The organism is Bradyrhizobium centrolobii (genome assembly GCF_001641635.1).
GTDB classification, from domain to species: Bacteria; Pseudomonadota; Alphaproteobacteria; order Rhizobiales; family Xanthobacteraceae; genus Bradyrhizobium; species Bradyrhizobium centrolobii.
Genome location: NZ_LUUB01000080.1, coordinates 337539 through 349488 on the forward strand (window position 1 = coordinate 337539; position 11950 = coordinate 349488).

10 protein-coding genes and 1 pseudogene are annotated in these 11950 nt (G+C 62.2%); 6 read left to right on the top strand and 5 right to left on the bottom strand.

Annotation, left to right across the window (positions count from 1 at the left end; translation table 11 throughout):
* Positions 1–155: 155 nt before the first annotated feature.
* Entirely contained in the window at positions 156–959 is an 804-nt protein-coding gene (locus AYJ54_RS30360; RefSeq protein ID WP_063704834.1) for a hypothetical protein, read from the bottom strand.
* A 193-nt stretch (positions 960–1152) separates the two neighbouring features.
* Here AYJ54_RS30360 and AYJ54_RS30365 point away from each other — a divergent pair, with 193 nt between their 5' ends.
* Positions 1153–2355, top strand: coding sequence for an MFS transporter (locus tag AYJ54_RS30365; RefSeq protein ID WP_063704835.1), 1203 nt, complete (start codon positions 1153–1155; stop codon positions 2353–2355).
* Positions 2356–2639: 284 nt separating this feature from the next.
* Here the strand turns inward: AYJ54_RS30365 and AYJ54_RS30370 are convergent, their stop codons facing one another.
* A complete protein-coding gene (locus AYJ54_RS30370; RefSeq protein ID WP_063704837.1) occupies positions 2640–4253 on the bottom strand; it encodes an acyl-CoA synthetase in 1614 nt (537 codons plus the stop codon).
* A gap of 213 nt (positions 4254–4466) precedes the next feature.
* Here AYJ54_RS30370 and AYJ54_RS30375 point away from each other — a divergent pair, with 213 nt between their 5' ends.
* Complete coding sequence (locus AYJ54_RS30375) at positions 4467–5669, top strand: ABC transporter substrate-binding protein (protein ID WP_063704839.1); 1203 nt, start codon at positions 4467–4469, stop codon at positions 5667–5669.
* Positions 5670–5724: 55 nt separating this feature from the next.
* Here AYJ54_RS30375 and AYJ54_RS30380 read toward each other — a convergent pair whose 3' ends face one another.
* From AYJ54_RS30380 to AYJ54_RS30390, 3 genes are all read right to left on the bottom strand, one after another.
* A complete protein-coding gene (locus tag AYJ54_RS30380) occupies positions 5725–6213 on the bottom strand; it encodes a DUF2059 domain-containing protein (RefSeq protein ID WP_063704902.1) in 489 nt (162 codons plus the stop codon).
* A gap of 40 nt (positions 6214–6253) precedes the next feature.
* Positions 6254–7471, bottom strand: a complete 1218-nt coding sequence (locus tag AYJ54_RS30385; RefSeq protein WP_063704840.1) for an OpgC domain-containing protein — start codon at positions 7469–7471, stop codon at positions 6254–6256.
* Positions 7472–8117: 646 nt separating this feature from the next.
* Positions 8118–9101 (bottom strand): transcriptional regulator GcvA, encoded by a 984-nt coding sequence (locus AYJ54_RS30390; protein ID WP_063704904.1) that lies wholly within the window; start codon positions 9099–9101, stop codon positions 8118–8120.
* Positions 9102–9234: 133 nt separating this feature from the next.
* Here AYJ54_RS30390 and AYJ54_RS30395 point away from each other — a divergent pair, with 133 nt between their 5' ends.
* From AYJ54_RS30395 to AYJ54_RS47935, 4 genes and pseudogenes are all read left to right on the top strand, one after another.
* Positions 9235–9465, top strand: coding sequence for a DUF1127 domain-containing protein (locus AYJ54_RS30395; protein WP_063704842.1), 231 nt, complete (start codon positions 9235–9237; stop codon positions 9463–9465).
* 45 nt (positions 9466–9510) lie between these two features.
* A complete protein-coding gene (locus AYJ54_RS30400) occupies positions 9511–10203 on the top strand; it encodes a glutathione S-transferase family protein (RefSeq protein ID WP_063704844.1) in 693 nt (230 codons plus the stop codon).
* 269 nt (positions 10204–10472) lie between these two features.
* Positions 10473–11060: a TSUP family transporter gene (locus AYJ54_RS30405; RefSeq protein ID WP_063704846.1), complete on the top strand. Its 588-nt coding sequence runs from the start codon at positions 10473–10475 to the stop codon at positions 11058–11060.
* Between the two features lie 117 nt (positions 11061–11177).
* Positions 11178–11938: pseudogene (locus AYJ54_RS47935) on the top strand (IS5 family transposase).
* Positions 11939–11950: the final 12 nt, after the last annotated feature.

Sequence of the window (11950 nt, forward strand, 5' to 3'; positions counted from 1 at the left end):
CTAACTCCCGCTCACACGGCCACAGAACACGCCGCTGAAACGACGATGCATCGATCGTGCCGAACCAGCAAACGCCTCGTTGCGTCACGCTTAATAACTGTACTACTAGTACAGTTATTAAGCGAAGGCAAGACGGATTCTGGTCGTCGCGCGGCTCAGGCGATGGCCGCGATATATCGCTCCACCGAAACCGCGAACGCGGCCTTGGCGCCTTCAGCGATGTTGCGGCCCCACCAGGCGCCATAAATGCGGTCGAAGGCGAGCGGATCGACCGCGGCCGCGATCCGCCGCACCGCAGCTGCATTGAGCGGCATGTAGTTCGGATAGGAGTACATGAAGCTGACGAAGCGGCGGTCCATCGTCACCTGCGCAATGTCGCCGGTGAGCAGCGCACCCTTGCCGTCCGCGCCGCGCGACCAATGCAGCATGGTGGCGCCCGCAAAATGACCGCCGGTGCGCAGGAGCAGCACTTCGTTCGAGATGCGATGGCTGTCTGCCGTCCAGTGCACGATCGAAGGATGCGGCCGCGTCACCCATTGGCGATCATCCGCGTGCAGATAGACAGGCACGCCGCCGAACGCCTCGCTCCAATCGGCGAGCGCGCCGTAGTAATGTGGATGCGAGATCGCGATCGCCTTCAGCCCGCCGAGCGAACGGACCTGCGCGATCGCCTCCGAGGTTGCCAGCGGCACGCAGTCCCACATCACGCAGCCGTCTCCTGTCGGCACGAGCAGCGCGCGCTGGCCGATGGCAAAGCTCGGCTCGAGCGCAAGGCCGGTGAGGCCGAGATCGTCGCGCCAGACCAGGCGGTGACGTTCCGCTAACGCCTCGCGGGTGAGAAACGTCTGCCCCTTCCAGTTCACAAACTGCCGCTCGTCCTCGCAAATCGGACACGAGGCCGGCGGACTTTCGCTGTTCGGGAATTGCGCGCCGCAGGTTTCGCAGGTCCAGAGGGGCATTGGGTGCTCCAGAAAGACGCCTTTCGGACGGGACAGGAACGAGGTGATAGCGCGAGCCCGCGATCGCAAGGGGGACGGAACCAACGCGATCAGTGCCAGTTAGGTTTTTGTCCGCGCCGGCACGATCGACCGGCGCCTAGCGTCACCTTGCACGAGACCATATTCGATTGGCACCGTCACCTTCTGCGTCTCGATGACATCGCGTTCCGCGTCCTCGACCCGTCTTTGGCCCCTGTTCGCACTCAATTTCTTCATGGCCGACATGCAGTCGGGCATCGGGCCGTTCGTCGGGGTCTTCCTGCAGGAGCACGGCTGGGCGAGCGGATTGATCGGCACCGCGATGACGATCGGTAACGTCGCGGGGATGCTGATCACGACGCCGATCGGCGGCTTCATCGATGCCAGCCGCAACAAGCGGCTGTGGGTGGTGATCCCCGGCATCTGCGTCGTTCTGGCCTCGGCGATCATCCTCGTCTCGCAGAATTTCTGGGCCGTGACGTTCTCGCAAGTGGCGCAGTCGCTGGCGAGCGCCGCGATCGTGCCGGCGGTGACCGGCATCACGCTCGGCATCGCCAAGCAGAAGGGTTTTAATGCGCTGAACGGCCGCAACCAGGCGTTCAACCACGCCGGCAACATGGTCGGCGCGGCGCTGTCGGGCTATCTCGGCTTCAAATTGGGTTACGTCATCGTGTTCGTGCTCGCTGCCGCGTTCGGCGCCATCGCGATCGCCTGCGTGCTGATGATCCCGGCGAAGTCGATCGACGACCGTGCCGCACGCGGCAGCAAGGAGGACGACCCCGACAGCCCGCCGAGCGGGTTGACCGTGCTGCTAAAACATAAGCCGCTGCTCGTGCTGGCGCTAACGCTCGCCATCTTCCACCTCGGCAATGCTGCGATCGTTCCCCTGTACGGGCTCGCGGGCGTCGCCGACGCCAACGCAAATGGACCGAGCTTTGTCGCCACGATCGTGGTGATCGCGCAAGGCACGATGGTCGTGACCTCGCTCATTGCGATGCACGTGGCAGGCAAGCGCAATTACTGGCCGGTGATCCTGGCGTCCTTCATCTGCCTTCCCATTCGCGGCGTGCTCGCCTTCTTCCTCACGGGATGGTGGGGCGTCGCGCCGGTGCAGGTGCTCGACGGCATCGGCACGGGCCTTCAGACCGTCGCCGTACCCGGCATGGTCGCGCGCTCGCTCAACGGCACCGGCCGCATCAATCTCGGCCAGGGCGCGGTGATCACGGTGCAAGGCGTCGGTGCAAGCTTGAGCCCCGCACTCGGCGGCTGGATCTCGCAATGGATCGGCTACGGCCCGACCTTCCTGCTGCTCGGCGGCTTCGGTTTAACCTCGGTGGCGCTGTGGCTGGCGTTCGGGGCAGCGGTGAAGAAGTATTGAGGTGCATCTCCCTCTCCCGCCCTTCGCGGGGAGAGGGTTGGGGTGAGGGACTGCTTCCGCGACCACGACAAGAGTTGGACCAGCGCAGCCTCCTCCTCTCCGTCATTGCGAGCGCAGCGAAGCAATCCAGACTATTTCCGCGGCGACGGTCTGGATTGCTTCGCTGCGCTCGCAATGACGATGTGAATGCGGACTTGCTTCAAGCCTGGCGGACGGACTTGCGGAGACTCCCCCTCACCCGGATCCGCCTTCGCTAAAGCTTCGCGGGACAAGCGCGGGGAGCCTCACGTTCCAAAATTCTTCTGGATCGCCTTGTCGAGCGTCTCGCCGCCGACGAAGCGCTGGCGCAATTCGCGCTTGAGCAGCTTGCCGCTCGGGTTCTTCGGCAGGCTGTCGACGAAGATGACGCGCTTGGGCACCTTGAAGTGCGCCATCTGGCCGGCGCAGTGCTTGATGACGGCGTCCTCGTCGAGCGTCTCGCCGGTCTTGACCACGACGATTGCAGTGACCGCCTCGATCCAGCGCGGGTCGGGCAGGCCGACGACGGCGACCTCGGAGACCGCCGGGAGGCGGTAGACCATCTCCTCGACCTCGCGGCTTGCGACATTCTCGCCGCCGGTCTTGATCATGTCCTTGACGCGGTCGACCACGGTGATGTGGCCCTCGGCATCGACGGTGGCGAGATCGCCGGAGTGAAACCAGCCGCCGGAGAACGCCGCAGCCGTCTTCACGGGATCGTTGTAGTAGCCGGACAACAGGTGTGGCGAGCGGTGCACGATCTCGCCGACCTCACCGATCTTGACGTCCTCCATCGAGACGTTGACCACGCGCGTCTCGACATTGAGCACGGGCTTGCCGGCCGAGCCGGCCTTGCGGAGCTGGTCCTCAGGCCGCAGCACGGTCGCGAGCGGCGCGATCTCGGTCTGGCCGTAGAAATTCCAGAACTTGACGTTCGGCAAACGGCGTTGCAGCTCGAGCAGCACCTCCACCGGCATGATCGAGGCGCCGTAGTAGCCCTTTTGCAGCGTCGACAGGTCGATCTTGTCGAAGTTCGGCGAGCGCAGCATCGCGATCCAGATCGTCGGCGGCGCGAAGAACGAGGTGATCTTGTGCGCCTGGATCAGCGTCAGGATATTGTCGGCGGTCGGCTTTCCCGTGATCACGCCGGAGGCACCGAGATAGATCTGCGGGCCCAGGAAGACGTCGAGCTGGGCGCAGTGATAGAGCGGCAGCGCGTGCAGACATCTGTCCTCCACGCTCATGCCGCCGTCGATGATGCAGCTGACATACTGCCACATCACGGCCTCATGGGTCAGCATCGCGCCCTTCGGCAGGGACTCCGTGCCGCTGGTGTAGACGATCTGCGCGAGATCGCGGTTGTCGACGGAGGCCTCCAGAAACGAGCTGTCGGCATGCAGGAGATCGTCGAAGCTGGTCAGGCCCGCGGGCGCCGTGGCGGGATCTTCGCCCGGCAGCCAGATCAGCTTCTCGACCGCGCAGTCCTTGGCACTTGCGGCGCGCGCGGGCTCGACGAAATCGGGGTGGGTTGCCAGCAGCTTCGCGCCGGAGCTCTTCAGGATGAAATGGATCTCATCGGGATTGAGCATGAAGTTGATCGGCACGAGCACAGCGCCGATCCGCGCCACGGCGAAGCGCAGTGCGGCGAAGGCGTGCGAGTTGCGCGAGAGCACGGCGAGGCGATCGCCCTTCTTGACGCCGAGGCCGAGCAGGCCGCGGCCGAGCCGGTTGCAGATCGCATCCAGCTCGGCAAAGCTCCAGCTGATGCTGCCGCAACTCACCGCGAGCTTGTTCGGCTCGCGGCCCGCCGAGCGGCGCAGGAGATCGCCGATGGAATGCTCGCGGGCTTTCGAGATGGTGGCTGTAATGTCGCCGGTCATTTCCGTCCCCCTGAATTTGCAATCTGCGTGAATGTCGACCCGCCGTTGGTCAGGCCATCGCACTCACACATTTCTCGCGTTTGCGCAAAGCGTAGTCGGCGCAACCGGCCGCGTCAAATCAGCCAGCGAACGCGGCGCCGTTACGCAAGAATTGACGCTTCAGAGAGGTAAATCTGGGTTGGCACACCAGCTATAAATGAGGGGGAAATGTCCATGTACCGGATTACGCGTGCCGCTTTCGCGGCCGGACTCGCAGCATTCGCGATCAGCCCGTCTCTCGCCCAGCAGACCTCGCTCAAGATCGGCGTGCTTTCCGATTTTTCCTCGGTCTATTCCGACATCGGTGGCATGGGGAATGTCGAGGCCACAAAGATAGCGATTGAGGACTTTGGCGGGCAGATGTTCGGCAAGCCGATCGACATGGTCAGTGCCGATGTGCTGAACAAGCCCGACGTCGCTGCCTCGATCGCGCGCAAATGGTGGGAGACCGAGGGCGTCGACATGATCATCGACCTGCCGACCTCGGCCACCGCGCTCGCGGTGATGGAGCTGTCGAAGCAGTACGAGAAGGTGATGATCGTGACGGATGCGGCGAGCTCCGACATCACCGGCAAATCCTGTTCGCCCTACACCGCGCACTGGACCTACGACACCTATTCCAATGCCCACACCGTCGGCAGCGCCATCGTCAAGAACGGCGGCGACACCTGGTTCTTCCTCACCGCGGACTACGTGTTCGGCCATTCGATCGAGCGCGACACCGGCGATGTGGTGAAGGCGGCCGGCGGCAAGGTGCTCGGCAGCGTCAAGCATCCGCTCAACACGGCCGACTTCTCCTCGTTCCTGCTCCAGGCGCAGGCCTCCAAGGCCAAGATCATCGGGCTCGCCAATGGCGGCGGCGACACCATCAACGCAATCAAGCAGGCCGGCGAGTTCGGTATCGTCGCCGGTGGACAGAACCTCCCGGCGATCGTGATGTTCATTTCCGACGTGCACAGCCTGGGGCTGAAGCTCGCGCAGGGGCTGATCATCACCGAGGCCTATTACTGGGATCTTAACGACAAGACCCGCGCCTTCGGCAAGCGCTTCATGGAACGCGTCAAGCGCATGCCGACGATGAACCAGGCCGCGACCTACAGCGCGACGCTGCATTACCTCAAGGCGGTGCAGGCCGCCGGCACCAAGGACACCAAGACGGTGATGGCCAAGATGCGCGAGCTGCCGGTGCGCGACGCCTTCACCGATAACGGCAGCTTGCGCGATGACGGTCGCATGGTGCACAGCATGTACCTGTTCCAGGTTAAGAAGCCCGAGGAATCGAAGGGCCCGTGGGACTATTACAAGCTGCTCGCCGAAGTCCCCGCCGACCAGGCCTTCCGGCCGCTGAAGGACGGCGGTTGCCCGCTGGTGAAGTGAGCCAAAGAGCACGCGAGGCAGGCTCTCGCGTGCTCCAACTCGCCCGTGATCAATCTCAGAGCTTGTGCCCCCTCTGGCGCAGCGCCTCGATCAGGCGCTGCTTGAGGTCGTCGGCGGCCTTCTGGCTCACGTCCTGGCCGATCTGCGCGCTCGCTTGCGCCAGCGCATCCGACTTCTCCAGAAACTTCTGACCGGCCGGCTGGGCATAGAAGGCCTCGATCTGGCGCAGCTCATCGACGGTGAAACTGGCGGCGTAGACGGCCGCAATCTGTTCGATCATCGAGGCGAGGAACGGAGCGTAGATATCGGAGCCCGGCGCCGTCATCGCATCGTAGTCGCGCTCGATCTCCGGCCTGTCCTGCGCGACCACGGGCCTCAGCTTGAGCAGGAGCTGCGGGAGAGCCGCACGGTACTGGTCCGCGATCTTCAAGGTGACGACGAGCTTGCGCGCCGCGCTCATCGCCTCGAGCGAGGGAGCCTCAGCCGATGCACCGCAGACGAGGAGCAGGAGGATGCCGGCGATCGTCAAAACACGTCTGGACATGGACATCTCCATGAGAATGCGGGCTGGCGCCGCGATGCCTTCAGCGGCTCGCAGGCGCTACAGTGGCGGCCGCGACTGGCGCGGCCTCGACCAGGGCTTCGGGCTCCTCGACCTCCGTCACCTTCACGAACAAATTTGGCACCCGGTCGGCGCGATCGAGCAGCCACGCGGCGCCGATCATGATGACGATCCCGGCAATCGAAACCGCAAGCTGCTCCCACACCCCCTTGGTGTACTGGGTCAGGATCCAGTGGGCCGAGAATGACAGGAACACGCCGAGACAGAAGATCGGCAGCGAATGCTGGCCACAGAGGATCACGGGACGCAGCCAGACCGTGTGCAGCGCCTTCCACTTGCGCGAGACGAAACGGGTCACCCAGATGGCCAGCGCCAGGAAATGCGTGAAGCGCAGCATGTCGAGATCGGTCTTGTCGATCGGGTAGATCGCCTTGATCATCCATTTGGGGATCATCGCCTCGAGCGCGTGGATGTGCCAGGTCATCACGATCAGCAAGGCGAACACAAGCCAGGCCGCAGCCAATCCCATCGTCGCTTTCGACCAGACCCAGTTGGCGATCTTGTCGATCTCTCCGACGCCGCACCAGGCCGCGAACACGAACATGAACTGCCAGCAGAACGGGTTGAAGTACCAGGTCGCGCCGGGCGGATAGGAGGCGACGTTCCAGTCGAACCAGCGCGACAGCACGTAGAGCACCGCGGACGCGGCGAGGATCAGGTTCGGCCGGCGCACCAGGCACCACACGATGAAGGGCGAGACAAACACCAGCGTGATGTAGAGCGGCAGTACGTCGAGATTGACCGGCTTGTATTTCAAAAGGATCGCCTGCCCGATCAGCTCGTCCGGATGCGCCAGGAAATTGAACACGTTGAACTCGTGCTCGTACATCGGATTGTCGAAGCGGCGCGCGGTGCGGGCAATCTGCGCCGTGAACAGCAAAAACAGCATGATGTGGGCGACGTACAGCTCGGCTGCGCGCCGCCACAGCCGCTTGAGGGCGGCGAGAAACCAGCCACCGGCGACGATCGGCCCGTAGATCCAGCCGACGAGATAGCCGGAGATGAAAACGAAGAATTCGGCGGCGTCGCTGAAGCCGTAATTGCGCAAGGTGAGCCAGGCCACGACGTCGTGCGGGATGTGATCGAGGAAGATCATCCACAGGCCGATGCCGCGGAAAAGATCGAGCCGCAGGTCGCGCTCGATCGGCGCCAAGAGAGCTGCCTGGTCCCGTATGATCATGGCCCCGCCTCTTTCGGTAGGCGTCGCGCCGTCGCGGCGCCGGCAAAATCGGATGCTAAAAAAGCTTAGTCAAAAGATCACCTAGCCCTGCGGCTAGCAGCCAACGGTAACCCACCTTGGCGTCCGCGCAAGGGACTTTGTCATCACGACGGCGAACGCCACCCTCTGGCCCCGACGAAAATGTCGAAAACAACCCCATGCAAAGTAGCCGATGAGGCGTAAAGCCTTGTGTCGCCTCCGAAACCCATTTGACTCGTCGGGCAAAACACCGGCACGATGGTATGATCGCGCGCCAAACCAGCAGAGAGACAGGGGTCAGTTCATCGCCCCGGGCGAGCATGTCGTTCAGCATCGCCTCGGCCTTCTGCTCGAGCGGCAGCGCGCCGCTTTCGGAGGCATCCCCGGGCGGGAGCATCCGCTTCTGTCAACAAGGTTCGCCGTTGCAGCCCTTACGTCCGCCAGGAGCGCAAGCGCTGTACGACGGCCTCCAATGATTCCATCGAAAGGAGGCTTGAGGGCGCATTTGGAAAAGGAAGCTTGGCAGTGATCTCCTCCTCCGCCTCAACGCAGCGATAAACGGTTCATCGGAGCTTTGGTCCTGAAGCGGCGCGACAGTTCGGCGTTGCGTTGCGGCCGCGCGCTCGGCCTAGCGAGGGCTCGCGACGCGACTTTTTGGTTTCCCGCGGCGACTGTTCGGCTCGGCTTGAGTGCCCGGCCGCTGAGCCAAGCATTTTAGCTGTCGCAAGTCCGCCGCCGCTTCCGCCAGCAGCCAATCCCGAAAGGTTGTAATCTTCGGCAGCGCCGCAGTCGCCTTCGGGCATACGATCCAATATGTCTTTGACACCGGAAGGGATTCTGGGAAGGCCATCACGAGCCTACCATTGATCAGATCCCAAGCCGCCAATGTGGTGCGCGCAAGCGCAATGCCCTGCCCATTGATTGCGGCATCGATCACCATGCTGGCGCGATTGAGCACCGGACCGTGGGTAACGCCTGCGTCATCTATGCCAACACCGCGTAGCCATTTCTCCCAGTCAGAACGGCTGTCGAGATGTATCAGGGGAAACTTCAGGATGTCGGCTGCTCCAAGGCGTCGTCGACGACCGGACATGAGCTTGGGACTGCACACGGCAAAGAGCCGTTCTTGGCTAAGCCTGACCGCGTCGAGACCCGGCCAATTGCCATCGCCATGACGCACAGCAAGATCAACTTCCTCGCGCGCGAAATCGACGTGATGCATAGCTGCGGAAACGCGAAGGTCAATTCCGGCATGAGCCTCGGCAAAATGGCCAAGCCGATGGACTAGCCATTTGGCTGCGAAATCCGGCGAGGTACTAACCGTGAGCACGCCTGCGCTTTGCCGCTGCAGCAGACGCTCCGTGCCGGCGGCAATACGATCGAGCGCATCACGCACGACAGCGAGATAGTCCCGCCCTGCCTCGGTGATGATAAGCCGATGGCGTTCGCGATTGAATAGCTTGATCGCCAGCTCCGCTTCCAACGCCTTCACCTGGTGGCTGATCGCCCCTTGGGTAACGCACAGCTCCTCTGCCGCGCGCGTAAAACTTTCGTGCCGGGCTGCAGCCTCGAAGGCTTTTAGTGCATTCAACGGCGGCAAACGCGGACGCATCGCCATGTTTCCGGAAAGTTCATGAGAAAAATTGGGGCAAGCCCGAGAAAGCGTGCTTTGCGGACTTTGCCCCGCCGGCCTTATGGAGGCGGTGGCAGTTCGAAATCATCGGATTTGGAGCGGTTCGATGTCAATGCCTTTTGCCAACAGCGAGCGCCTTCCCCGGGTTCGGCGCAGCACGACGTCCGAGGATCATCAAACCAATTCATGGCTGGCTCTGCTCGACCGATTGTTGGCTTGCAGCGACCGGATGCACCAGCGCGCTGGTCTCCGTGCCATCGCTGATGACCCACATCTGCTTGCCGATCTCGGGCTCACCCGCGAAGAGGTCATCGAGCAGGCCAATATGCCGTTCTGGCGATGACGAACACTACGGCTAAGTCGATCGATCTTGAGTGGAGATAGTCAGATGTCAGAGACTGTGGTCTACGGTTTTCCCCGCAGTACGTTTGTCAACATCGTCCGGCTGGTCCTCACCCACAAGGACGTTGCCTACAGGTTCGAGGACCTCGAGCCCGTGATGGGGAAGCCCGAACATCTCTCACTGCATCCCTTCAACCGCGTTCCGATCTTCAGGCATGGGGACTTCATTCTGTATGAGACGAGCGCGATTGTCTCATACATCGACGAGGCGTTCGGGGGGCAGCGCCTCACTCCGCAAGATCAGAGGGCACGAGCGCGCATGAACCAATGGATCAGTGCGGTCAATTCTTACGTCTACCCTTATATGATCTATCACGTGACGCATGAGCGCCTGGTCTTTCCAGAGCTTGGGATCGCTCCCGACGAAAAGGTGGTGGCGCATGCGCTGCCCAAGGTGGAGCTCGCGCTTTCGGTGATCGAGCGCGAACTCGCGCATGGCGGTCAGTATCTCATCGGATCAGAGCTCACGCTTGCCGACTTCTACTTATTGCCGTCCACATTTGCCTTCGGCCTGACTGACGAAGGCCAATCCATGTACCGCAAGTTTCCGGCCTTCTGCCGGTGGCGCTCCATCGTGGAGGATCTGCCGACGACCCGAAAGCTGCGCGCGAGCCTACCGCCACGCGAGCCTATACTGCACGCGCGCGAGTGGGCCAATTCACACCGACCGAAATATTGATCTGGCGAGAATCAAAGCGCCTCGCCGTACCGGAGGAGCGACCAATGCAATCCATTTCGCGCCGGGAGGTCCTTGCGCTTGCAACTCAGCCGACTGCCGTGAGCGTGGTTGAGTAGCGGGTCAAGTGGCGTCGCTCACGTTGCGCGTTGAGAACGCCAATTGAGTTTGTTCGGCATTCGTACTAATGTGTGCCCGTGGGGACGTAGCAGCCTCCCCGTGAAGTGGGTCATCCCATGCAAGAGCTGTTCGCTTTGGTATGGAGCGAACACATGGATGGGATATCTCTTGAGCTTCAGCTTTTCATTGTTGCAACCTTTGCCGCTGCGCTTGTCGCGGGTCTTTCCGGCTTTGCATTCGGCCTGGTCGCGGCCTCGATCTGGCTCTACATCCTTACTCCCCTGCAGAGCGCCAGCCTGATCATTGCCTTTGGGCTGATCGTGCAGGGTTACTCAGTGTGGAAATTGCGCGGTGCGCTGGATTGGGGACGGCTCTGGCCGTTCATCCTTGGCGCGGCGGTCGATGCCGTTGTCGGATTCCTCAACGGCGCGTTGGGCGGCATCACCGGGCTGGCCGGAATCCTGGTCACGATCTGGTGCGGGCTGCGCGGCTGGCCCAAGGACGTGCAGCGCGCGGTGTTTCAACCAGTCGCAGTTGCGACGTTCGTGGTGAGTGCGCTGTGGATCGGCGCCAAAGGCGCGCTCAGCGCGGATACGGTCAGGCTCTTTCTGACCGGATTGCCAGCTCTGTTCGCCGGCACCTGGCTCGGTCTCAAGTTGTTCGGCCGCCTCGACGAGGCTGCATTCCGCAAGATCGTACTGCTGCTGCTTCTGGCTTCGGGCGCGGTCCTGATCGTCTAGCGTTGCGACCGATCCCGCCCTGATGCTGAACGTATAACGAATACGCAACTAGGGTCTGTACCTAATTAGCGCGCTCTGATTCTCTTGCACCCGAACTGATTCGGCACGGGGGCTTTGATGCGCAAGGGGCTGTTCTGGCTCAACGACAAGCAGTGGGCTCAGATAAAGCCGCATCTGCCAACGAACCAGACCGGACCGGAGCGCGAAGATGATCGACGCATCATCAGCGGTATCATCCACATGCTTCAGTGTGGCGCGCGCTGGCGCGATTGCCCGCCCGACTTTGGTCCTTACACGACGATCTACAATCGGTTCAATCGCTGGGCCAAGCGCGGACATTGGCAGGCGATCTTTGAAGCGCTCGCCCGCTGCGGCAAGGATGGCGTGACTTTGTCCATCGACTCCACCTCGATCAAGGCGCATCGCTCGGCGAGCGGCGGAAAAGGGGGGAACATGAACAGGCGATCGGCCGCTCGCGCGGCGGGCGGACCACGAAAATCCACGCGCTGAGCGACCCTGATTGCAAACCCTGCGCATTTCATCTCACTCCGGGCCAGGACGCAGATATTGCCGCAGCGCCGGCCCTTTTGGAACTCGCGCCGCCCATGTCTGCCCTCATTGGGGACAAAGGCTACGACGGCGACGGCTTTCGCGCCGAAATCGTCAATCGTGGCGCCAAGCCCGTCATTCCAAACAAATCCAACAGGGTGACCTTCCACAACTTCAGCAAGCGCATCTATAAAGGGCGCAATGTTATCGAGCGTTGCTTCTGCCGGCTCAAGGATTTCAGGCGTGTCGCAACTCGTTACGATAAACTCGCCAGAAACTTCTTGGCTGCCGTCCACATCGCAGCCATCGTCGCCTATTGGATCAATTGAGTCTGGACCCTA

Excerpts from the sequence above, each read along its gene's own strand:
- AYJ54_RS30385 (WP_063704840.1), bottom strand. The coding sequence starts at position 7,471 with ATGATCATACGGGACCAGGCAGCTCTCTTGGCGCCGATCGAGCGCGAC.
- AYJ54_RS30395 (WP_063704842.1), top strand. The coding sequence starts at position 9,235 with ATGCCTTTTGCCAACAGCGAGCGCCTTCCCCGGGTTCGGCGCAGCACG.
- AYJ54_RS30400 (WP_063704844.1), top strand. The coding sequence starts at position 9,511 with ATGTCAGAGACTGTGGTCTACGGTTTTCCCCGCAGTACGTTTGTCAAC.
- AYJ54_RS30365 (WP_063704835.1), top strand. The coding sequence starts at position 1,153 with ATGACATCGCGTTCCGCGTCCTCGACCCGTCTTTGGCCCCTGTTCGCA.
- AYJ54_RS30370 (WP_063704837.1), bottom strand. The coding sequence starts at position 4,253 with ATGACCGGCGACATTACAGCCACCATCTCGAAAGCCCGCGAGCATTCC.
- AYJ54_RS30390 (WP_063704904.1), bottom strand. The coding sequence starts at position 9,101 with ATGCGTCCGCGTTTGCCGCCGTTGAATGCACTAAAAGCCTTCGAGGCT.
- AYJ54_RS30380 (WP_063704902.1), bottom strand. The coding sequence starts at position 6,213 with ATGTCCAGACGTGTTTTGACGATCGCCGGCATCCTCCTGCTCCTCGTC.
- AYJ54_RS30375 (WP_063704839.1), top strand. The coding sequence starts at position 4,467 with ATGTACCGGATTACGCGTGCCGCTTTCGCGGCCGGACTCGCAGCATTC.
- AYJ54_RS30405 (WP_063704846.1), top strand. The coding sequence starts at position 10,473 with ATGGATGGGATATCTCTTGAGCTTCAGCTTTTCATTGTTGCAACCTTT.
- AYJ54_RS30360 (WP_063704834.1), bottom strand. The coding sequence starts at position 959 with ATGCCCCTCTGGACCTGCGAAACCTGCGGCGCGCAATTCCCGAACAGC.